At 66.3% G+C, this 23030-nt stretch carries 13 protein-coding genes; all 13 read left to right on the top strand.

The features are described 5' to 3' along the window. Nucleotides 1–588, top strand: a 588-nt coding sequence (locus tag AC30QB_RS21770; protein WP_489548370.1) for a type II secretion system protein GspD, incomplete at its 5' end; no start/stop codon positions are given. 5 nt (nucleotides 589–593) lie between these two features. Beyond that, nucleotides 594–1082, top strand: a complete 489-nt coding sequence (locus tag AC30QB_RS21775; RefSeq protein ID WP_489548500.1) for a type II secretion system protein — start codon at nucleotides 594–596, stop codon at nucleotides 1080–1082. After that, nucleotides 1082–1465: a type IV pilin protein gene (locus AC30QB_RS21780; RefSeq protein WP_489548371.1), complete on the top strand. Its 384-nt coding sequence runs from the start codon at nucleotides 1082–1084 to the stop codon at nucleotides 1463–1465. The genes AC30QB_RS21775 and AC30QB_RS21780 overlap by 1 nt, the downstream gene beginning before the upstream one ends. Before the next feature lie 119 nt (nucleotides 1466–1584). Then, a complete protein-coding gene (gene epsA / locus AC30QB_RS21785; protein WP_489548372.1) occupies nucleotides 1585–2358 on the top strand; it encodes an XrtB/PEP-CTERM-associated transcriptional regulator EpsA in 774 nt (257 codons plus the stop codon). Between the two features lie 286 nt (nucleotides 2359–2644). Then, entirely contained in the window at nucleotides 2645–2896 is a 252-nt protein-coding gene (locus AC30QB_RS21790) for an Arc family DNA-binding protein (protein WP_489548373.1), read from the top strand. A gap of 41 nt (nucleotides 2897–2937) precedes the next feature. Next, on the top strand, nucleotides 2938–3471 hold the full coding sequence (locus AC30QB_RS21795; protein ID WP_489548374.1) for a hypothetical protein: 534 nt from the start codon (nucleotides 2938–2940) through the stop codon (nucleotides 3469–3471). A gap of 20 nt (nucleotides 3472–3491) precedes the next feature. After that, complete coding sequence (locus AC30QB_RS21800; RefSeq protein ID WP_489548375.1) at nucleotides 3492–4010, top strand: type II secretion system protein; 519 nt, start codon at nucleotides 3492–3494, stop codon at nucleotides 4008–4010. A 243-nt stretch (nucleotides 4011–4253) separates the two neighbouring features. Next, nucleotides 4254–5888: a ShlB/FhaC/HecB family hemolysin secretion/activation protein gene (locus AC30QB_RS21805; protein ID WP_489548376.1), complete on the top strand. Its 1635-nt coding sequence runs from the start codon at nucleotides 4254–4256 to the stop codon at nucleotides 5886–5888. A 2-nt stretch (nucleotides 5889–5890) separates the two neighbouring features. Then, nucleotides 5891–8137 carry a tetratricopeptide repeat protein gene (locus AC30QB_RS21810; protein ID WP_489548377.1) on the top strand — a complete coding sequence of 749 codons (2247 nt, stop codon included), beginning with the start codon at nucleotides 5891–5893 and terminating at the stop codon, nucleotides 8135–8137. A gap of 350 nt (nucleotides 8138–8487) precedes the next feature. Next, the gene (locus AC30QB_RS21815; RefSeq protein ID WP_489548378.1) at nucleotides 8488–9306 is read left to right on the top strand and encodes a VPLPA-CTERM sorting domain-containing protein; all 819 of its coding nucleotides are present in this window, start codon (nucleotides 8488–8490) and stop codon (nucleotides 9304–9306) included. Between the two features lie 134 nt (nucleotides 9307–9440). Continuing rightward, a complete protein-coding gene (locus AC30QB_RS21820) occupies nucleotides 9441–10958 on the top strand; it encodes a hypothetical protein (protein ID WP_489548379.1) in 1518 nt (505 codons plus the stop codon). Between the two features lie 274 nt (nucleotides 10959–11232). Beyond that, the gene (locus AC30QB_RS21825; protein ID WP_489548380.1) at nucleotides 11233–21777 is read left to right on the top strand and encodes a filamentous hemagglutinin family protein; all 10545 of its coding nucleotides are present in this window, start codon (nucleotides 11233–11235) and stop codon (nucleotides 21775–21777) included. Continuing rightward, a complete protein-coding gene (locus tag AC30QB_RS21830; protein WP_489548381.1) occupies nucleotides 21774–23009 on the top strand; it encodes a glycosyltransferase in 1236 nt (411 codons plus the stop codon). The genes AC30QB_RS21825 and AC30QB_RS21830 overlap by 4 nt, the downstream gene beginning before the upstream one ends. Nucleotides 23010–23030: the final 21 nt, after the last annotated feature.

A 23030-nucleotide genomic window follows, 5' to 3' on the forward strand; every position in this document is an offset into this window, starting at 1 on the left:
CTCGACAACGAAGTGGGCATCAAGGTCAACCTGGAGGTGAGCAACATCGTGCGCGAAGTGCGCAGCCGCTCGGGCACGCTGACCTACCAGATCGGCACGCGCCTCGCGACCACCGCGCTGCGCCTGAAAGACGGCGAGACACAGGCCCTGGCCGGGCTCATCAGCGACGAAGACCGGCATGGCACGGTGGGCGTGCCTGGCATGGTCGACCTGCCGGTGCTGGGCCGCTTGTTTTCCAGCGAGCGCAACGACCGCAGCAAGACCGAGATCGTGCTGCTGATCACGCCGCGCGTGGTGCGCAACCTGGCCACGCTCTCGCCCGACCGCAACGAGCATGTGGGGGGCACCGAAGCCGTGGTGGGTGCGGCGCGCCTGCGCTTGCAGGGGCAAGGCAAGATGGTGATGCCGCCGGCAAGCGGCGCGCGCGCGCGCCGAGGCGTGGTGCCGCCAGCCGGTGAAGCCGAGCCTGAGCCGCCGGCACCTGAAGCGGCGCCCGAAGCGGCCCCCGAGCCCGCCGCGCCCGCCGCGCCTGCCGCGCCCCCTGCGCCAGCCGCTGCGCCCGCGTCCACGAGTCGCGCCACACCGTGAAGCCCATGCGCGCGCTGCCCTTGCCACGCCTAGCGACCGGGTTCACCCTGGTCGAGCTGCTGATCACCGTGGCCATCCTCGCGCTGCTGGCCGGCGGGGCCATGACCTTTGCCGACATGAGCGCCAAGCGTGGCCAAGAGCAAGAGCTGCGCACGGCGCTGCGCCAGATCCGCGAGGCCATCGACGCCTACAAGGCTGCCGCCGATGCCCACCGCATCCAGACCAGTGCTGACGAATCGGGCTACCCACCCACACTGGCTGTGCTCACCGAGGGCGTGCCCGAGACGGGCGACGCCAAGGGCCGCAAGCTCTACTTTCTGCGCCGACTGCCGCGCGACCCGATGGCCGACGCGAGCCAGCCGGCCGAGGCCACCTGGGGCCTGCGCAGCTACGACAGCGAGCCGGGCAACCCGCAAATCGGGCGCGACGTGTTCGACGTGTACTCCATGTCGCCGCGCATCAGCCTGGGCGGGCGCGCCTACAAGGAATGGTGATGGCGATAAACCCGGCACGCGGATTCACGCTGATGGAGCTGATGGTCGTGATGGCCATCATTGCGAGCCTGATGACGCTCGCCCTGCCGCGCTACTTTCACAGCGTCGACCGCAGCCGCGAGGCCGTGCTGCGGCAAGACCTGCAAATCATGCGCGACGCCATCGACAAATTTTTTACCGACCGCGGCCGCTACCCCATGACGCTGGACGAGCTTGCCGAGAAACGCTATTTGCGCAAACTGCCAGCCGACCCGGTTACCGAAAGCAACACCACCTGGGTCGCCGTGCCGCCGCCCGACGGCGAAGCGCGCGAAGGCGTGTACGACGTGCGCAGCGGTGCGCCAGGCAAAAGTCTTGATGGAGAACCCTATGAAAGCTGGTGAACCGTGATGTCAATCAACAAAGTGTCACGGTTGCTCTCTATCCTGCGCCGTGCATGTCGTGTTCAAGCCAGCGGTACTCACCGCACCGGCCACGCGCGTGTATCCCTGGAAGTACCAACGTGAGCCAGTTGCCTCTGCTCGACGATATCGACCGCGTCCGCTTTTCTGATGCGGTCGAGGCGTCGTTTCGCGTCTCCAGCCGGCAGCAGTTTTTCGTGTGGAGCCAAAGCTCGGTGCAGGCGCTGGTTCCGCACGAGATTCTGATCTGCGGCATTGAAGATGGTTCCCGCCAGGGCATGGCCATGCACCGCTTCAGCGCGAGCCGCTACTTCCGCCAGGAGCAGTTTGACGTGGTCGCCGACCCGCTCAACGGCATGATGCCGCGCCTGCTCGCAGTGGCCGCAGGCAAGCGCTCCACCGTCATCTTTTGCCCCTGCAGCAATGGCAAGGCGGTCGACGACCGGCTGCTGGCGCTGGTGTCCGAGAACGAGCTGAAAAACCTGGCCGCGCAACTCGTGATGGGCACGCGTGGCAAGTTCGAAGCGTTCTATGTGTTCTCACGCCTGTCGGTCGAGCTCGATGACAGGCTCAGCTACCTGATCGAATTGCTGGTGCCGCACTTGCACAACGCCTTTTTGCGTGTGCTGGCCACCGAACGCGAAGCCGCCGGCACCAACACCCAACGGGCCGGCCGCATCGTCACGCCGCGGCAAGAAGAAATCTTGAACCTCATCAAAAACGGCAAGACCAATTCCGAGATTGCCGAAGTGCTGAGCTGCAGCCCCTGGACCATCAAAAACCACATCCAGGCCATCCTGCGCAAGCTGGACTCGACCACCCGCACGCATGCCATTGCGCGCGCCATGAGCCTGGGCATCCTCAACCCGGACTGACGCGCTAGCCGCCCACCCTCTCCCGGGGCCCGACATCCAGTGGATGTCGGGCCCCGGTTGCTTTGGTGCGCCCATTTCGCATCGACGGGCACGTGGCTTGCCCCCATCCCTTGCCCCTATCCCTTGCCCCATACCCCCCGCAGGACTAGCTATTTCGGTCGCAGTAGCGATGTGCTGCCTTCTCGCCACCGTCACGGTAGCAACGTAACGTCACCACGTCACCTCATTGGTGCAGCCAGGGTGGAGAACTGGTGTCATTCATCAAATCAACCGAGGAGGGCTTGCTGTGGATGTGGATCTGTTCATCAAAAAAATGCCGCACGTGGTCAAGGAATTGATCAGCCGTGAGGCCTTCGACAACCGCCGTTCCATCAACCAAGAGGCCATTGCCCTGCTCGAAGAGGCGCTGGTGCACCGCGTGGGGGCCGCGGGGCCGAAGCGCAAGCGCATGGAGGCGCTGCTGGAGGACTACGTCGATTCGGGCGCCGGTGCGCTGGTCGCCGATGGCGTCAACACCGGCTTCAAGCGAGCCACCTGACACAAGGGCGATGTGCCCTTCAACCAACCAAGGATTCATTCATGCCGACAATTTTCAAAACCGCGCTCAGCGCAGCCCTTGCGGCCGCCAGCCTGTGCATGCCCACGCTCTCGTCGGCGACCATGACGCCGATAGAGCAGGCTGCTTTCGCCTTGCAAAGTGAGGCGCCGGCTTCGTCTGGCTCGCTTCTGAAGCTGATGGCGCAGACGCTTCCGGCAGAGCACCCCGAAGCGGTCTCGCCAGACCGTTCAGCGACAGCCAGTGGGCTGCCCGGCCGGTTTGCGGCTGACGCTTACACCGGCCCGCTGCGCGCTCACTCTGACCTGGCCTTGTGGAACCTGGTCGCCGCCATCCATGCACAGCAGAAGCACCAGTCCTTCGAGCTGGTCGATGCTGGCCTCAAAACGGTGTGGGAATTTGAGCGCGACAATGTATCGGCAGTGCCTTTGCCGGGTGTGATGTGGCTCTTCATCATGGGGCTGCTGGGCCTGGCCGGCACCCGCGTGACCGGGGTGGGCGGTGTGGCACGTCGGCGTGAAACCGAGCCCGCCTTCGGTGGGCTGGCAGCGGCTTGAGGCGTGGCAAGGCGCGTGACGTGAAGCCGCTAGGCAGCCCGCGCGCACGCGGCTTCACCTACCTCGGCCTGCTGTTCATCATCACTTTGCTGGGCCTCACCGCGGCCATGGCCAGCGTGGTGTGGAGCACGGAGCAGCGGCGCGAGAACGAGCGCCAGCTGGTCTTCGTTGGGCGACAGTTCCAGGCGGCCATCGAGCACTACAGCCGGCTGGCCACCGGCCCCGAGCCGCGCTATCCGCGCGAGCTGAACGACCTTTTGCGAGACCCGCGCGCAGTCAACGTGCGCAGGCACCTGCGGCAGGTTTATGTCGACCCCATGACAGGTGAGCGCGAGTGGGGGCTGATCCGACTGCCTGATGGCGGCATCGTCGGTGTGCACAGCCTGTCAGAGCGCACGCCGCTTCGGCAGAGCTTTGCTGCCAGTGCAGCCAGCCAGGCGAGCGACGAAAGCTATCGCAGCTGGCGCTTCATCGCGCCCAGCGCCGCAGAGCTGGTGGTGCAGGCCATTCGCCCTGAGGCAGAGATTCGTTCGCCCTGACCCTTCGGTGCCTCAGGGCGAAGGGAAAACCAAAAACTCTCGCCCTCTCTGGCAGAGAGCTCGGGGCGATCGGAACACAGCCTGCGCCGAAACGAAACCCGAACTCGGCCCCACGAAACACAAGCACCGCCCAAACGGGCTGCTGGCCTCGTCGAATTGTCATCTTGCGACGGAAGAATCGGGTGCTTGCTTCTGGCTGCCGGTGCGGCCCAGGCTTGCCCTTTGTTTTCATGGTCCCGCCTCATGCTTCTGACTTCGTTGCTACGCCGCACCCTCGCGCTGCTTATCTGCTTCTGCTTGACGAGCATGGCGCTCGCGCAGCCCACTGCCGCCGCAGACCCGCCGGTGGCCCACTTCGACATCTTCGAGTTTCGCGTCGAAGGCAACACCGTGCTGCCGGCCGAGCGCATCGAGCGCGCGGTGTTTCCCTTTCTGGGTGAAAAGCGCACCGTGGCCGATGTAGAAGCCGCGCGCACTGCGCTCGAAGCGGCCTACCGCGACGCCGGCTACGGCACGGTGCTGGTCGACACGCCCGAGCAGCGCATCAACGCCGGTGTGGTGACCTTGCAGGTGGTGCAGGCGGCGGTGTCGCGGCTGCGCGTGGTGGGCGCCAAGTACTACTCGCAGGGGCGCATTCTCGACAAGGTGCCCGCGCTGGCCGAAGGGCAGGTGCCCAACTTCAAGGTGGTGACCGAGCAGCTGGCCACCGTCAACCGCTCGGCTGACCGGCGTGTGACCCCGCTGCTGCGGCCGGGCAAGGTGCCGGGCACCACCGAGGTCGATTTGACGGTGGAAGACCGCTCGCCTCTGCACGGCAACCTGGAGCTGAACAACAAGCACGGCGCCGACACCACCTCGACGCGGCTGCAAGGCTCCTTGCGCTACGACAACCTGTGGCAGAAGGAGCACAGCCTGGGCGTGCAGGTGCAGGTGTCTCCCGAGAATATGGATGAAGTGAAGGTCATCTCGGCCTCGTACTCCATGCCGGCGGGCGAAGGCTTGTGGGTGTTCTCGGCCATACGCTCGCGCAGCAACACCCTGGTGCGCCAGAACGACATGATGGTCGTCGGCACAGGCAGCATCTATGGCTTTCGACGCGTGTTGATCGACAGCAGCGAGACGCGCACGCAGTCGCTGACCCTGGGGGTCGACTACAAGAACATCACCGGCATCAACTACCAGACCGACGAGGTCGGCAACATCGTGAAGGCCCCCGGAGGTTCCACGTGCAATGGGGCGCTGCTATGCACACCCATCCGCTACGCGCCGTTCAGCGCCACCTACTCTGCCAGCACGATCGACAAGCAAGGCAGCTGGCAGTACGGCAGTGGGTGGGTGCTGGGCCTGCGCGGTTTTGTTGGCAGTGAGCAAGATTTCGCCAACAAGCGCTACCTCGCGCAAAGCAATTTCTCGGTGCTGAAGTTCGACCTCGCACGCACCCACAACCTGCCGCATGGCATGACGCTGTTTGCCAAGGCCGAAGGCCAGGTCAGCAGCCAGCCCCTGATCAGCGACGAGCAGTTCGTGATGGGCGGTGTCGACAGCGTGCGTGGTTACCTCGAGTCGACTTTCGCGGGTGACAAGGGCTTGCGCACCTCTGTCGAATTGCGCAGCGGCCACCTCGCACCCGAGAGCTGGGCCTGGCTCAACGGCTTGCGCGCGCACGTCTTCCTGGACGGTGCTGCGCTCTGGCTCAAGTCACCTCTGCCCGAGCAAGACTCGCGCGAAGGGCTGCTCAGCACCGGCTTTGGCCTGCGCGTCCAGGCCCGCAAGCAGTTCAGCCTGGCTCTGGATCTCGGCTGGCCCCTGCACGACGCAGGCCCCACCTTGAAAGGCTCTTCACCGCGCCTGCATGCCAGCGGCAGCGTCGAGTTCTGAGCATGGCCAAGACTTCTGGCAAGCGCAGCGCGGTGCCTCACGTGCTGGCCATGGGCAAGGCCATGCCCAACCCCGCGCAAGCCTTGGCTGAAGGGCAGCGCCAGCTGATGGCCGGGCAGCTCGGGGCCGTGGCCGCCACGCTCAGGCCGGCGCTGGGTGATGCGATTCATCGGCCTGAGGCACTGTGCCTGCTGGCGATCGCCGCGATGACGGGCCAGCAGGCGGCAGAGGCCGTGGCGCATGCGCAAGAGGCTGCCGCGACGCGGCCAGACGTGGCCCGCTATCAGTTTGTGCTCGGGCGAGCGCTGAAGATCGCTGGCGATGGCCAGGCCGCCGCCAGCGCCTATCGCCGCGCCATCGAGCTGCAGCCTGCTTACGCCGAAGCCATGGTGAGCTTGGGCATCGTGCTGAAGGATCAAGGCGAGCTCGACGAGGCGATTGCCTTGTACGAGCAGGCCTTGGGCATCGCCCCGGCCATGGCGGTGGCCCATGCCAATCGCGCCCATGTGCTCGCGTTGCGCGCCGAGCGCCAGGCGAAAGAAGGCTACGAGCACGAGCCCGATGCCGACATGCTCGACGCACAGGGCAGGGCGGTGGCGCTAGACCTGAAGAACCCGCGTATGCACCGCAACTACGGCGTGCTGCTGCTGCAGGCCCGCCGCCACCCGGAGGCTGTGGCCGCGTTCAATGAAGCGCTCACGCTAGACCCGACCGATGTGGAATGCTGCCTGCGGCTCGGGGATGCGTTGCAAGACCTGGGCGCCGTGGCGCTCGAACAAGAGGCCTACCAGACATGGCTCAAGCGCAACCCGCCCAACGGCCCGGTGATGCGCGCGCTGTCGAGCGCGCTCACGCGCATGGGTGAAGCCGACGAGGCGTTGGCCTGGGCCGAGAAGTCGCTCGCGCTAGACCCCGACCCGGTCACGCTGTTGCAGCTCGCAAGCGTGCAGCAGCAGTTGCGCCGCGTGGGCGAGGCGCTCGCGCGCAGCCGCGAGGCGCTGGATGCCGGTGGGCGCTTGCCGGTGATGTACCCCAACGTGCTGCTAGGTGCCAACTACTTTCACGAAGACCCAGCCCCTGTCTACGAGCTGCTGGCCGAGTTTGGCAGCCGCCTGCCCGCGCCTGAGACGCCGCGGCCGCCCTGGCGCGCCAAGGCGGCTGGCGAGCGCCTGCGCATAGGCTATGTGTCGGGTGATTTTCTGCGTCACTCGGTGTCGTACTTCGTAGAAGCCTTGCTGGCCAGCCACGACCGCACACGCTTCGAAGTGGTCTGCTACCAGAACAATGCGCACACCGACGACGTGACGGCGCGCCTCAAGCGCCATGGCCATCGCTGGGTGGAGTGTGCCGGCCTGTCCGACAACGCCTTGCGCAGCCGCATCGTGGCCGACGGCATCGACATCCTCATTGACTTGTCAGGCCACACGGCGCATTCGCGCCTGATGATGTTTGCCACGCCCAGCGCGCCGGTGCAGGTGGCTTACCTCGGCTACCCGACTGTGACAGGCGTGCCAGCGATGGACTTTCGCATCACCGATGGCGTCATCGACCCCGGCGACATGCCACCGTTTGCCTCTGAAGCGCCGCTGCGCATGCCGGGCACCATGTTTTGCTACACGCCGGATGAGTCGGCGCCGCCATTGGTCGCGTCACCTGCACTTGCATGTGGCTACGTCACCTTCGGGTCGTTCAACAACATCGCCAAGGTCACTGACCGCACGCTTGCGCTGTGGGCCGCCACGCTGCGCGCGGTGCCCGGCTCGCGCCTCTTGCTCAAGGCCAGCACCATGGCGCAGGCCTCTAACCGCGGCAGCATCGAGCGCTTCATGGTCGCGCATGGGATAGCCACCGAGCGGCTCACCCTCATCGCGCGCACGCCGTCGACCGAGAGCCACCTGGCGCTCTACAACCAGGTCGACATCTCGCTCGACACCTACCCCTACAACGGCGCCACCACCACCTGCGAGGCGCTGTGGATGGGCACCCCCGTGGTCACGCTCAGCGGGCGCACGCACACCTCGCGCATGGGGGCTTCGATCCTTGCCGCCATCGACCGCGCCGCGTGGGTGGCCCACAGCGACGTGGCCTATGTCGAGACCGCAGCTGCACTCGCGGCTGACCTGCCGGCGTTGAACGCCTGGCGCTTGCGGGCACGCGAGCACTTGCAGGCGAGCCCCCTGCTCGACCGAGTGGCCTTCACGCGTCAGTTCGAAGCCCTGCTCGAGCAGGCCTGGCGCGCACGCGGCTGACGCTGGCTAGTCCGTTCAGATCATGGGAGTGAGCGTTTGGGACGCTTCCAGGTCACGCGCGGCCGTTACCTTCACGAAGGGAGTGTCGTGTCGTTCAGTGCTGTTACTTCCCGTCGCACAAGTCAGCGTGCGGACTAGGCTGAACTGGCTAGCAAAGACTTGCTTTCGAACATGCGAGCGACACCGCCGGTTCGTAGATTAGCGTTAGTCGACTTGAGCGAACTGTTTGCGAATTGTCGACGTGAGGTCGCTGGTTGCGGCTGGGAATCGGGTGGTTGCAAAACTGCTCTTCTCCGAGCTTCAGCGGCGGAAGCACACCAGTTTTTTTAATCACCCAGGAGAGACCTCAGATGAAACTAAACCTCAAGACAATCGCGGCAGCTGTCGCGCTGGTCGCCGCCGGTACCTCGGCCAATGCAGCCATCGTGGCGGGCGCCAATGGCTCGCTCGTCATCGCAGCCTTCAACACCGTCACCCACTCGTACTATGTGCGTGACACCGGCTTCCTGTTGAACGACTTCCTGCCCTCCAGCGTCACCACCGCCGCTGGCGATGGTGGTGTCACCGGCACCCGTACGCCTGACGCTGGCCTGCTGCTCGACAAGACCAACACCGCCACGTTCGGCGCCGATGCCACGTTCGCCAGCTGGCTCACCGGCCAGACCCTGTCGGACATCCGTTGGACCGCCTTTGCCAATGACCAGTCGTCGGCAGCCGGCACCAACAACGTGTCGCGCATGATCCTGGCTTCTTCTTCGGCGACGCCTGTTGTTTTCAACTCGAACGTCACCGCTGCTGTTGGCTCAACGAATGCGTTCGTTGGCGTCGTAGGCTCGACCACTGGCCCGACGAACCCGCCCCTGTTCGACACCAACCTCAGCGTCGGCGCCGCCACTCTCGGCACGCTCGACAGCGCTTCCAGCCTTTTCTACTTTGCCCGCTCCACGGGTACGCTGGCCAACGCAACCGCTGCCGTCGCCACGCGCTATGGCAACGCCACAGGCTTTGCCACGGTTACGCTCGAGTCCGACGGTGACTTCGTGTACAGCTTGGCCGGTGAAGCGCCTGCTGCCGTGCCGGTGCCTGCTGCCATCTGGCTGCTGGGCTCTGGCCTGATGGGCCTGGGTGGCATGGTTCGCCGCCGCAAGGCTGCCGCCGCCGCAGCCTGATCGTTCCCTGATCTGCATTCAGTGAGCTAAACCCGCTCGCCTTTTGGCGAGCGGGTTGTGGCGGAGCTTTGCCTGCATTCGTGCAGCCAGGGTGCTGCCCAACACAATTTATTCCACCCTACTGAGGATTCCCCATGAAGCTTTCACGCATCGCCCTGGCCATGGTGGCCACCTGCGGCACCCTGGCTGCCGCCCCGTCGTTCGCCATCACCGCTGCCAACTACACCAATACCGGTGAGTTCGCTGGCAGCACGCTGAACATTCGCATCTCGGGCGCCACCGCGCAAGACAACGGCATTCTGGGTTCGGCGCTGTCGCTGTGCCAAGCTGGCACGGTTCACCGCTACGCCATCAGCAACAACTTCGTTTTCTATTGCACCCCTGATGCCGGCACCAACCCCGGCCAGATCGCCATCCCGGCGCGCGCTGCGTCTAGCGGCGGCCCGATCAACAAGCTGGCCATCTACAAGTACTCGGTTGGCGGCTCGGCTTTCGGCGTGACCCCGCTGAACAGCAACAACGTGGCTGACGGCTCGGCTGGCGGCAACGGCGCTCAGCTGCCCTTCCTCGACCTGGCCAAGATCAACACGGTCTGCACCGGCGCCAACGCCACCACGACCACCCTGACCTTCGGCCCCGGCACGAACGGCAGCTATACCAACGTGGCCTGCGGCACCGGCGCGATGACCACGCCTGCCGTCACCTACGTCGGCCTGGCCGATGTGGAGCCTGCATTCTTCACGCCTTCGACCGGCAACTTGGGCTTCACCGCCGCCACTGCCCTGATCTTCGCACCGGTCGTGACGAAGAATGTGTATGACCGCCTGCAAACCCTGCAAGGCCTAGTGGCACCGGCTTGCGGCGCCACGCTCGATGCCGAAGGCTGCATGCCGTCGCTGAGCAGCGCCCAACTGACCACGCTGTACACCCAAGCCGGCCAAGCCTGGTCTGGCGTGAATGTCACCGGTTTGGCTGACGATGCTGTCTATGTGGCTCGCCGCGTTGACACCTCGGGCACGCAAAAGACCTTCGAAGCCCTGATCGCTCGTACCCCGAACGGCAACACCCTCGCCAAGAGCTGCCAAACGGGTACTGATCCTTTCGTGACGCCGGACAGCCTGACCACCACCGGTGACAGCGAGAGCGTCTGCCTGACCGGCGGCGCCTTGCCCACGGTGTTCGCCGGCAGCGGCGGCGGCAACCTGCGCAACTGCCTGACGAACCACCAAGCCGGTGGCCGCAGCGCCATTGGCATCTTGACCACCGAAGACAAGCCGAACGCCAGCTGGCGCTTCGTCAAGGTCGACGGTGTGGCCCCGAACCAGGCACAAGTCGCGGCCGGCAAGTACCGCTTCTACACCGAAAATGTGGTGGTCACCCGCACGGCTGGCGCTCTTGCCACGGCCGCTGCAGAAGGCTACTCCGCTCTGGTGGCTCGCCTGAATGCCGACTTCGGCAACAAGACCATCATCACGCAAATCAACGGCGCCCCGCAGACCTTCGGCGCTGCTGGCCTGATGGCCCTGCTGTCGCGTCAAACGTCTGCCCCGGACAACGTGGCTGACTTCACTGGTGCGAACTCCATCAACCCGTGGTCCAAGGTTGCGGGTTCCGATGTCAACAACTGCCAGAACCCGAAGCTTTTCAACTGATCACTTTTAACAAGTGATTCCACCGCTACGGCGGTGTTAATGGGCCGGCACCCTGTATGGGGTGCCGGCTTTCTCCATTTCGGGGCCGCAGCTTGGGTTCTCGTCGTTCTGTCATCAAAGTTTTTGAGAATGGCCAGCCGGCCTTTTGCGCCGTGCGTGACTGCCTTGTGAAAGTAATTGCATGAAACCCCGCTCCGTTCGCACACGCCTCGCTCCCCCTGTTCGCAACGGGGCGTGGCCACAGAGCAGCTGCAGCCTCCTGGTGCTGGCCGGCATGGGCCTGATCAGTTTTGCGCTGCCGCTCGATGCCTTGGCCCAGCGTGTGCCGGCCCCCAACACCCTGCCGGTCTTGCGCAGCGTGATCAGCGGCAACAACACCTGGGTGCGCACGCCCACCACCACCGCCGGCGGGCGCAGCCTGCTCACCATCGACCAGGGCGACCAGCGCGCCATCATCGATTGGCGCTCGTTTGACATCGGCGCCAACGCCGAGGTGCTGTTCAGGCAGCCGGGCGTGAGCGCCTCGGCGCTCAACCGCATCTACGACGCGGTGCCCAGCGTCATACGCGGCCGCCTCAGCAGCGTGGGGCCCGATGGCACCGCGGCCAGCGGCGGCCAGATCATCCTGATCAACCAGAACGGCATCGTCTTCAACCGCGGCGCGCAGGTGAACACGCAGCTGGTGGCCAGCTCGCTGAACATCAGCAATGAGCGCTTTCTTAACCTGGGATTGACCAGCGGGGGCCTGACCACGCCCGCGTTCGAGGGCGGCTACAACCCCGACCCCGAGGTAGGCAACGGCCTGATCGTGCCCCTGTTGCCGGGCGGTCCACGGCCGGGTGCCATCAGCTTGGGTGGCGGCGATGCCAACGCGCCTGCGCCGCTGCTGCAAGCGCCTTCCGGCGGCTCGATCATGTTGTTCGCGCCCAGCGTCGACAACCAGGGCGGCATCATCAAGGCTCCCGATGGCCAGGTGCTGCTGGCCGCTGGCAGCAAGGTCTACCTGGCGCTGAACGACGACCCGAAGAACCTCACGTTGCGCGGCTATGTGGTCGAAGTGGAGGCGGTGCCCGATGGCCCGGCGCTCAATCTCACGAGCCTGATCCAGAACACGGGCGACATCAGCGCCGACCGCGGCAACGTGACGCTCGCCGGCCTGGCCGTCAACCAGAACGGCCGGGTGTCGGCCAGCACGGCCATCCAGGCCAACGGTTCGGTGTACCTGACGGCGAAAGCCAAGGTTGCCGACGGCGGCCAAGTCGTCACGCAAGCCGGCACGGTGAGCCTCGGTGCCGGCAGCGTCACCGAAGTGAGGCCCGATGCGGCCGACAAGGCCACCTTGGCCGAAAGCCAGAGCTACCTCGACAAGAGAGGGGAAATCAAGGTCGAAGGCCGCACCATCGCCAGCAGCGGCACGTTGCAGGCCAGCGGCGGCAAGATCACGCTAGAAGCCAAGGACGCGGCCGACCCGAGCGGAGCCCGTGTGTACCTAGACGCCGGCAGCACCACCAGCGTGGCCGGCAACTGGGCCGATGTGGCTTTTGCTGACAACCTGCTCACCTTCAAGGTCACCTCCAACGAGCTGAAAGACTCGCCCGACCAGAAGACCGGCATCTTGAAAGGCGCCACCGTCACTGTCGACCTGCGCAAGGGCAGCCCGCTGCTCAACCTCGACGGCTACATCGCGGCCCAAGGCCGCACGGTGGGGCAAAAAGCCGCTGTGGGCGGCCAGCTCGACATCAGCTCTACCGGCGCGCTGATCCAGCGCAGCGGCGCCACGCTCGATGCCTCGGGCGGCGGCTATCGCTATGGCGCCGGCACGGCCCCCACCAGCGTGCTGCTGGGGGCTGATGGCCGGCTGTACGACATCGGCAGCGCGGCCGAGCAGCGGCCCTACAGCGGCCAGGTCGACAGCTACACCAAGACCGATGCGCGCTGGGGCCAGACCCAGGTGTTTCGCGGCGGCACTTATGGCATAGGCAAATCGGAGGCGGCTTACCTGGAGGGCAAGGCGGGCGGCAGCATCACGCTGAACTCTGCCGCCGGCCTGGTGCTCGACGGCCAGCTCAAGGGCGGGGTGACGGTGGGGCCTAACCAAATGGCCGCTGCGCCACGCGGTGCGAGCTTGCGCATCGGCGACGTGTTCGATGCCAATACGACCGAGTTTGGTTCGAACCAACGCATCGGTCATGTGGGCTTTGCGCAAATGACCAGCGACACGCTGGGGGCGGCATTCAATCTGTCTGCGCCGTTGAGCAGCGCGCAAACCGACAACGTGACGCTGGCGGCCGAGCAGATCTTCGGCCGCGCCAGCATGGCCGGGCAAAACGCTTATGTGCAAAGCGCCTTCGACTCGGTCGAGCTCAATTCCAATGGCCGCATCGTCGTGCCGGAAGGCGTGCACATCGACGGCGCACCGGGCTCGTCACTGGTGCTGCGCTCGCCTCAGATCGAGGTGGCCGGTGCCATCAGCATGCCGGGCGGCAGCATCACCTTGAGGCCTGTCGACACCCTCCGCCCGCTCACGCCCGATTTGTCCGCCGACAAGAACAGCGTGACGGTGCGCAGCGGCGCTTCGCTGTCGACCGCGGGTGTGTGGGTCAACAACGCCAGCGCTGACGGCTCGTTCGTGGGTGATGCTCTGCCCAGCGGGCGCCTGAACGTCGTCCTTTCACCCGATCAGAAAACCACGACCACCACCACATCGTCGATGCTGACGGGCGGCAAGCTCACGATCTCAAGCAATGGCGCAGGCAATTCGGCCACGGTGTTGGAATCTGACGCGATGCTCGACGTGGGTGGCGGTGCAGCACTCAGCAGCGGGCGCAAGCTCACCTTGGGAGATGGCGGCACGCTGTCCATCGCCAACGGCTTGTCGAGCTCTCTCAGCGCCGACTGGCTGCGGGCCGACCTCTCGGGCTACTCTGCAGGCAACGGCGGCAAGCTGGTGCTGAGCACACCGCGCGTGGTGCTGGAAGGGGCTGATGCCAGCGGCACGCTGCCCCCCAACACCACCGCGCTCGGCCCCGAGTTGTTCTCGGAGCGCGGCTTCTCCAGTGTGACGATCAACACCATTCAGGGGGTAGACATCACCGCCGATGCTCGCATCACGCTGCAGCAAAAGAACCGTGTGATCGACTCCCTGCAGGCCAGCGCGCTGGCCACGGGCGGTGACTTGCGCCAGGTGTCCAAGGTCGAGCTGCTGCCCGACCATTTGCGTCACGCCGTCGACCTCAGTCTGTCTTCTGCTGAGTCGAACAAAAGCACGGGCGCTGTCCAGGGGCAGGCGATCCTGACCATGGCCGCGGGCTCGGTCATCCAGGCTGACCCCAAGGCCACGGTGTCGCTGTCGGCTGAAAACGGCTTGCAGGTCGACGGCCACATCATTGCGCCGGGGGGCACTGTGCTGCTCAACCTCGCGGCACCGGCGCGTGACGGGCTCGTCACCCCCGACCTGTCGTTAGGCTCTACCGCCGTCATCTCGGCGGCCGGCACCTTCGTGCCCAAGCCCACGCTCGACGGCACGGTGCAGGGCAGTGTGATCGGCGGCGGCAACGTTGCCATCAAGGCCATGCGCGCGGGGGTCAATCTGGCCGAAGGCGCATCCATCGATGTGTCAGGCATCACGCAAGTGCTGCAGTTGCCCAGCCCCGATGGCAGAGCAGCGCCGGTGAGCATGGCGGTGGACGGCAACGCCGGCAGCCTGCTCATCAGCAGCCAGGGAAGCACTCAGTTGGGTGCCACGCTGAAGGCCAGCAGCGGCTCGCCGCAGGGCGCGGGTGGTGCTTTTGCGCTGGAGCTGAAGGGGCTGGAAAAGGGAGCCGACCCGGTGGCCGAGCTGCGCGAGCGGCGCATCATCGTCACGCAGCAGGTGCCCGGCGTGGCGCCGATTGCCGACCCCGCTTTCGCCGATGCCGCGCTGGCCATCGACGACCTGCGTGCCGCCGGTTTCGACAAGTTGCGGCTTCAGTCCGAGAACCGCATCGAGCTGCGCGGCGACGTGGCGCTCGACTTTGCGCGGGGCATACGCTTCGACGCACCGCTGATCGATGTGACCCAAGATGGCCGCGCCAGCTTGCGTGGTGCATCGGTCGCGCTGGGCCAATCGTTGGCACCGCGCGACGGCGCAGGGACGGTCATGGACCTGGGGGCGTCACCCGTTCTGCCTACGCGCGCCGGTTCGGGCGTGCTGTCGGTGCAGGCCAACACCATCGATCTGTTCGGCTCGGTCACGCTCAACGGCATTGCCCAGGCGCGTCTCTTCAGCGAGGGCGACATCCGCATGACGGGCCGCGCCGTGGCCTCGCCGGCCGGAGACCGCAGCTTCGGCGGGCAGATCGGCTCTCTGACGACGAGCGGTGATCTTCTGCTCAGCGCCACGCAGCTTTACCCCAGCACACGCAGCGACTTCACGCTCTCGGTCGTGGACCCATCGAGCGGCGCCCCCAGGGCGGGCGGCAACATCGTGATCGCGAGCAACGGCAAATCGGCGGGCGATGTGTACTCCGCCGGTGGCAAGCTGGCCTTGATGGCCGACAACATCGTGCAGAGCGGGGTCGTCAAGGCGCCGCTGGGCGAGATCGACCTGCGTGCCGGCTCGCGCCTGGAGCTGGCGCCGGGCAGCGTTACTTCGGTGTCTGCCGACGGCTTGACAGTGCCGTTCGGCAGCACCAGCGGCGGTATTTCATGGTCCTACCTGGACAACGCCGCGGGTGGCAATCGCAACTCGGTGATCACCGCCAGCGCCGACAGCAAGCGCATCGAGCTGACAGGCCAGACCATAGATGTGCAAGCTGGCGCCAAGGTCGACCTGTCGGGTGGCGGCGAGATACAGGCCCGCGAATTCGTGCCCGGCATCGGCGGCACCAAGGATGTGCTGGCCAAGCCCGACACCTACGCCATCATTCCCAAATCACAGCTGAGCAGCATGCCGGTCGACACCGACCTGGCCGTGGCGCAAGACATCGGCTTCGGCTTGTTGACCAACAAGTACGACACCAGCGTGTATGACCAGCTGCACATCGGGCGCGGTGCCATCGTGCCCGAGGGCGACTACGTGCTGCTGCCGGCGCGCTACGCGCTGCTGCCCAATGCCTACCTGGTGCAGCTGCAAACCGGCAGCACCTACGCCCACCTGAGCCCCGGCCAGACCACGCAGCTGCTCAATGGGCAGGCCGTGGTGGCGGGCTACCGTGTGGCCGGCGGCACGACCGTCCGTGAGTCGAACACCGTGGGTGTGGTGGTGCGCCCGGGCAGCGCGGCCACACGCGAGTCTGACTACACGCTCACCACCTCGAGCTACCTCGCCGAGCAGGCGGCGAACAACCGCACGCCCGCGCCGCGTCTGCCCATGGACGCGGGGCACCTGCTCATCAGCAATACCACCGCGCTCACGCTCGGCGGCGAAGTGGTCACCACCCCGGGAACGGGTGGCACCGTCACCGAGCCCACCACCGGCCGCGCAGCGCAGATCGACATCAGCGCTGAGAGGATCGCCGTCGTCGACCGCATCGGCAGCGACAACGGCATCGACGCCGGTTACCTGCAGCTGGAAGGCCGTGCCCTGTCGGCGCTGGGCGGCAGCCTGCTGCTGGGCGGCAAGCGCACGGCCGATGGCGATGGCGTGCGCATCAGCACCGAGGCGCAGCAGATCGTTGTGGCCAACACGGCGGCCGGGGCGCTGTCGGCGCCCGAGCTGCTGCTGTCGGCAGCCGACAGCATCGAGCTGCGCAGCGGCAGCGTGCTCACAGGAGCCGGCGCCACCGCCGGCAGCACCGTCACGTCGATCAAGGCCGAGGGCGATGGCGCCCTGCTGCGCTTGTCGGGCGGCGCGCAAGCCAGCGTGGACCGCGGTATGACCGCAGGCAACGCCGGCACGATACGCATCGACGACGGTGCGGTACTGAACGCTGCCGGCTCGCTGCTGCTCGACGCCACCCGCTCGATGCAGTCGCAAGGCCGATTGGCGGTGGCCGCGGGCGGCGCGGTGTCGCTCGCTTCGTCTAAGGTGAGCCTAGGCGAGACCGCCACGGTGGCCGACATCGGCGACGGCCTGGTGCTGTCAAACACAGCCCTTGCCAACCTGGCCAGCCTGGACACCTTGCTGATCAAGGGCTACGACGGCATCGACCTGTTTGGCAATGCCCAGCTCGGCTCGGCGGCGACACGTCAGCTCACGCTCGACACTGCGGCCTTGCGCGGCCACGCCGTGGGCAGCGTGCCTGCTGCGGCACAGATCGCGGCGCGCGAAGAAGTGCGGCTCATCAACACCGGCAGCCAGCCTGTGGCCGATGCGGCCGTGTCGTCGGGCACGCTCGCCATCGATGCGCAACGCATCGTGGTGGGTGCGGGCGCACAGAAGATCAACGGCTATGACACGGTGACCATGACGGCCACCAACGAAATGGTGGGCCAAGGCACCGGCTCCCTGGCCGTGGGCGGCGACTGGCGCATTCGTGCGCCGAAGGTCGGCATGGCCGCGGGTGCGGACCAGACCTGGCAGGCGGCCGACCTGCGTGACGCAGCCAACCCGCTTTACTCAGCCTTCACGCTGGCGGGCATCGCAGGCAGTGCCGCGGGCGTGGGCAGCACCGACAACGCAGCGGGTGGGCGTTTGCACCTCGAAGGTCGCAGCGTAGAGGTGGCGACCACCGTGCAAGCCAGGTCGGGTGCCATCACTGTGGCCGCCCGCGGGGGCGACGCAAGCGATGGCGTCACGCTCGCCACAGGTGCAGTCGTCGACGTGCACGGCTTGACCAAGGATTACCACGGCAACGTGGTGGCGGCGAATGCGGGCCAGGTCAACTTGAGCGCCACGCAGGGCGCAGTGACGCTGGCCGCCGGCTCGACCGTCGACACGCGGGGCGTGGGCGGCGGCGATGCCGGCAGCCTGCGCATCGCGGCTGACACGGTGGCGTTGCAAGGCACGCTGCAAGGCACGGCTGAAGCCACAGCCGCCAGCGGCCGCTTTGCGCTTGACGTGAAGCGCGGCGACCTGCTCGACTTCAGTGTGTTGAACACCGCGCTCAACAGCGGAGGCTTCAACGAGGCACGCGAGATTCGCTACCGCCAGGGCGACCTGCGGGTGCGCGCCGCCGATGTGGTGCAAGGGCGCGAGCTGAGCCTCTCGGCCGATGCCGGGCGCATCGACATCGAAGGCACGCTGCATGCGCGCTCCAGCCGGGGCGGCGCCAAGGTCGATGTGTGGGCCGCCAACGGTCTGTCATTGACCGGCGCGCAGGTGCTGGCCGATGGCACGGGCAGCGAGGCGAGCGCAGCGCTTTCCGATGGCGGGCAGGTGCGCATGGGCACCGCCGGTGGCACGCTGAGTTTCGACGCAGGCTCGGTGATCGACGTGCGACCCGGTGCCAAAGGCAAGACGGGCAACGTGAGCTTCACCGTGGCGCGCGACGCCGCCAACGTGGTGGCGCCCGTGAGCCTGGACGGTACCGTGCGGGGCATTCGTGGTGCCAACGGCAACGCGGCCCAGGTGGCACTCGAAGCGCAGCGTGTCTATGACGCGAATGGCGGCCTCGACCTCACCGGCTATGCAGCCGACCACGCCGCCTTTATCAACGGCAACGATGGGTCGGCCTTGCTGGGTGGCCTCAGGGGTGACGTCAATGCCACGCTTCGTGGTGCTACCGAGCTGCGCAGCACGGGTGACTTGAATGTCGACACGGCGTGGGACCTGACCAGCAGCGATTGGCTGGCCGGCGGCAAGGCGGGCACGCTCACGCTGCGCGCCGGAGGCAACCTCACCATTGGCAACGCGCTGGGCATGCCCAATGACAACCTGTTGGCCGGCGACACCTGGAACTTGAAGCTGGTGGGTGGCGCTGACCTGACGGCGGCCAATGCGATGGCGGTCAAACCTCTTGCCGAAGTCGCCGGCGCCGACAGCGGCAATGTGCTGCTCAGCGGCAACACCGCCAAGGTGCGCACCGGCACCGGCTCGATCGAGATTGCGGCGGCAGCAGACTTCCGCCTGGGCTCGACGAGCAGCGTGGTGTACACGGCCGGCAAGATCGGCGCGGCCGACACTGCTGCCAACGGCAACAACCGTTGGTCGCAAGGTGGTGGCAGCATTTCCATCAAGGCGGGGCGCGATGCCTCGGGTGTTGATGCACCCGATGAATTGGTTACGGAATGGATGCGCCGCAATTTCAGCCGCACCAATATCTTGCCCGCGGAGTGGTGGGTCTACCGGCCGAACTTCCAGCAAGGGGTGGGAACGCTCGGCGGCGGCGATGTGCGCATCGAGGCTGGCCGGGATGTGAGGCAACTGAGCGCCATGCTGCCGACCACCGGCCGCAATGCCGATGCGTTGGACGTGCAGGGCGGAGGCAATCTTCAGGTGCACGCCGGCAACGATGTGGTGGGCGGCAGCTTCCTTGTCTCGCGTGGCTTAGGGCAGATCGTGGCGGGTGGTGATGTGGGAGGCTCTAGCTTGCCGACGCAGCTCTTCCTGATGGGGGTGAGCAGTGGGGAGGCGCCGGCGCAGGCCAATGTGTCGGTTGTCGCCGGGCGAGGGGTGGCGGTGCAAAGCGTCGACAACCCGACGGCGCTTCCGCAAGACACCTCTACGCCCGGCCTTGGCCCTGGCCTCGGCAATGGTGGAGGCAATCGGGCGCTGACTTTTTTTACGTATTCCCCCAACAGTTCGGTGCAGTTGTTGGCCGAATCGGGTGACCTGAACATTGGTTATCGCATGGCAGGAACTCGCCGCCTGAGGAGTGCCGACTACGTCGGTCCCGCCGAGGCCCCTGGCGCTTACCCAGCCACTCTGATTGCGGCTGCTCTGAATGGCGATATCTCCCTGGAGTCAACAGCGGGCAGCCCCATCGTGACATTCCCTTCACCCCAGAGCACGGTGTCGTTGCTGGCCAACGGGTCGGTGTTCGACCCCAACCTCATCGTCTCGGATCGCGCGCCGGACAGCATGAATGATGTCTCTCGGCCCCTTCTCTGGAACGCGGGCAGCGGATCGTTCAGCTCGTTCGATAGGCTTGTATCGAGCAACCTCACGGGCCGGATCGTTGACCGACCGGTGTCCGCAGGGCTTCGATTCGACATACAAGGATTGAATGGCGACGTGCGCAGCAGTGTGGGCCTCAGCGATCTGCGTCTGCCCGCGGAAAGCCGAATCCGTGCCGGCAGGGACATCAGGAACCTGGCGCTGACCTTGCAGAATCTCGATGCATCTGATGTTTCGGAAGTGCGTGCCGATACCGGCGATGTGGTGCCCACTGGCATTGAAATGCGGGGGCCTGGCAGCCTGCTGATTCAAGCGGGCCGCAACGTGGACGTGGGCACTGCCGCGATCATCAACGGCCCGTCGAACCTGGGTGGCATCATCGCCACCGGCAACAACGCCAATCAAAGCCTCGCCAACAGCGACGCCGCCCACCTGACCATCACGGCCGGTGTGCGCGGTGATGTGAACCCGGCGCTCTTCAAAGCGACCTACGAAGACCTGATCGCGCTCAACGGCCAGACTGACGCGATCCTCGCGTTCTACCGCGCGCTCAACGGTGACGCCGACCGCGCGGCCGTGCGCAGTGCGACGAGCGTGCAAGACCTGGCAGCGCGCGACAAGACCTACGCCGCGTATGTCGCGCTGGTCACCCGCTACCCCGGTGTGCTGAGGGCGTATCAGACTGCCGACAGCACGGGCTCGTTGCCCTTGGGCACTTCTGCAGAGGCCCGGCAGGCCACGGCGCTTTATGAGCTGCTCAACCGCGAAACCGACGCCGCCAAGATTGCGAATGCGCGCAGCCTGGCCGATCTGGCGCAGGGCACGCAAGGCGGCAACGCTTACGCAGCCTTCGCCGGCCTCGATGCGCTCTACCCCCGCGTCTTTGCCGACTACCGCGCGCGCCGCGGCCGCGGTGCGCTGCCCCAGGGGCTCACGCCCATCATCATGTCGGATGCCTTGGCCGAGGTCACGGCTTTGGCGGTGCCTGCAGGCAGCGTGGGCAAGGGCAGCATCTTCACGCCCTTCAGCTCCATCCAGACCTATGGCAACAGCCGGCAGCCCGACAGCAGCTGCGTGGGCCAATGCAGCGGGCAAGGCGACATCGACCTGTGGGCGCCGGGCGGCAGCGTCATTGCCGGGTTGACGACACCGATCGAGGGCATCACCAACGGCGTGGTGACCAATGGCGGTGGCGCCATTCGCAGCGTGGTGGGCAACGACTTCATCATCAACCAGGGCAAGGTGCTCACGGCGCAGGGCGGCGACATCCTGATTTACAGCAGCGGCGGCAGCGTCGACGCGGGCCGCGGCGCCAAGACCTCGCTCAGCACGCCACCCCCCACCAAGACGCCGATCCTCGGGCCGAATGGCGAGGTGACGGGCTACACCTACACCATCCCGGCGAGCGCATCGGGCAGCGGCATTCAAACGCTCACGTCCGACCCCGATGGCATCGGCCCGCGCACCGCTTCGGCACCAGGCAGCATCTACCTCTTCGCGCCGGCGGGTGCGGTCGACGCGGGTGAAGCCGGCATACGCTCCAGCGGCAACATCGTGATCGCCGCGCAGACGGTGCTGAACGCCAGCAACATCTCCGCGGGCGGCAGCGCAGCCGGCGTGCCGGTGGCGGTGGCCGGCAGCCTGGCGTCTTCGCTGGCCGCGAGCGGTGGCACCGCCGACAACGGTGCCAAGGCAGCGCAAGACGCCGCCAAGAACGCGGCCGAGGCGGCGCGGGCTGCCACCGCTTCCGGCGTGCAAAAGCCCAACATCCTCACCGTCGAGGTGATGGGCTTTGGTGACAAGAACTGCAAGGAGCAGGAGAAAGACTGCTTCGCCAAATGATGGAGTCGCAAGGCTTGCGCGCGCTGCGCGTGCTCAACGTCATCCGCACCGTTGACCCCGCATCGGGCGGCATCGCCGAGGGCCTGCGCCAGTCGGTGATGGCCACCCGCGCGATGGGCCATGTGGAAGAGGTGCTGACGCTGGACGCGCCCGACGACAGCTGGGTGCCCAGCTTTCCCGTGGCAACCCATGCCATAGGCCCTTGTGCCAGCCTGTACGGCCACAGCCGCCGGCTGGTGCCATGGCTGCGCGAAAACGCACACCGCTATGACGCGGTCGTGGTGCATGGCCTGTGGCAATTTCACAGCCTCGCGGTGTGGCGCGCGTTGCGGGGTGGGCCAGTGCCGTACTTCGTGTACCCGCACGGCATGCTCGACCCGTGGTTCAAGCGCCAATACCCGCTCAAGCACCTGAAGAAGTGGCTCTACTGGCCCTGGGCCGATTACCGCGTGCTGCGTGATGCGGCGGCGGTGTTGTTCACCGCCAGCGAAGAAGCGCGGCTTGCGGCGCAGTCGTTCTGGCTTTATCGCGCCAAGCCCGCCGTCGTGGGCTATGGCGTGGCGCTGGGCGCTGCCTCGCAAGAGGGCAGTGCACATGAATTTGCGCAGGCCTGGCCTGAAACGCGCGGCAAGCGCGTGCTGCTCTTTCTTGGGCGCCTGCATGTGAAGAAGGGCGGCGACCTGCTGATCGAAGCCTTTGCGCAAGTGTCAGACCAAGACGAGCGCCTGCACCTGGTGATGGCCGGGCCCGACGACCGCTCGGGCGTGCGTGCTGGGCTTGAGGCCCTGGCCGCGCGGCTCGGTGTGGCGCACCGCATCACATGGACTGGCATGCTGACCGGCAGCGCCAAATGGTCGGCCTTGAAGGCGGCCGAGGTGTTTGCGCTGCCATCGCACCAAGAGAACTTCGGCGTTGCAGTGGTCGAGGCGCTGGCAATGGCCGTGCCGGTGATCATTTCCGACAAGGTCAACATCTGGCGCGAGATCGTCGACGGCGGTGCGGGCCTGGCGGGTGCCGACACCGTGCAAGACACCGCGGCGAGCCTGCAGCGCTGGTTACAACTGCCGCCCGAGCAACGGGACGCCATGAAACTGCGGGCGGCCGCCTGCTACTTGCAGCACTTTCACATGGCCTCGGCCGCCAAGCGTCTGGTCGACACCATCCGCTTGCACACCCATTCCGGGGGTGCGCCGCCCCCAGTGGGCATGATCTCGCTCAATTCACGGCCCTGAAATAAAGGCTGTCTATTCTCG

It is taken from the genome of Rhizobacter sp. (genome assembly GCF_046595475.1).
Taxonomy (GTDB): domain Bacteria; phylum Pseudomonadota; class Gammaproteobacteria; order Burkholderiales; family Burkholderiaceae_C; genus Rhizobacter.

Coding starts and splice junctions, on each gene's coding strand:
- AC30QB_RS21775 (WP_489548500.1), top strand. CDS start 594: ATGCGCGCGCTGCCCTTGCCACGCCTAGCGACCGGGTTCACCCTGGTC.
- AC30QB_RS21780 (WP_489548371.1), top strand. CDS start 1,082: ATGGCGATAAACCCGGCACGCGGATTCACGCTGATGGAGCTGATGGTC.
- AC30QB_RS21795 (WP_489548374.1), top strand. CDS start 2,938: ATGCCGACAATTTTCAAAACCGCGCTCAGCGCAGCCCTTGCGGCCGCC.
- AC30QB_RS21805 (WP_489548376.1), top strand. CDS start 4,254: ATGCTTCTGACTTCGTTGCTACGCCGCACCCTCGCGCTGCTTATCTGC.
- AC30QB_RS21810 (WP_489548377.1), top strand. CDS start 5,891: ATGGCCAAGACTTCTGGCAAGCGCAGCGCGGTGCCTCACGTGCTGGCC.
- AC30QB_RS21815 (WP_489548378.1), top strand. CDS start 8,488: ATGAAACTAAACCTCAAGACAATCGCGGCAGCTGTCGCGCTGGTCGCC.
- AC30QB_RS21820 (WP_489548379.1), top strand. CDS start 9,441: ATGAAGCTTTCACGCATCGCCCTGGCCATGGTGGCCACCTGCGGCACC.
- AC30QB_RS21825 (WP_489548380.1), top strand. CDS start 11,233: ATGGGCCTGATCAGTTTTGCGCTGCCGCTCGATGCCTTGGCCCAGCGT.
- AC30QB_RS21830 (WP_489548381.1), top strand. CDS start 21,774: ATGATGGAGTCGCAAGGCTTGCGCGCGCTGCGCGTGCTCAACGTCATC.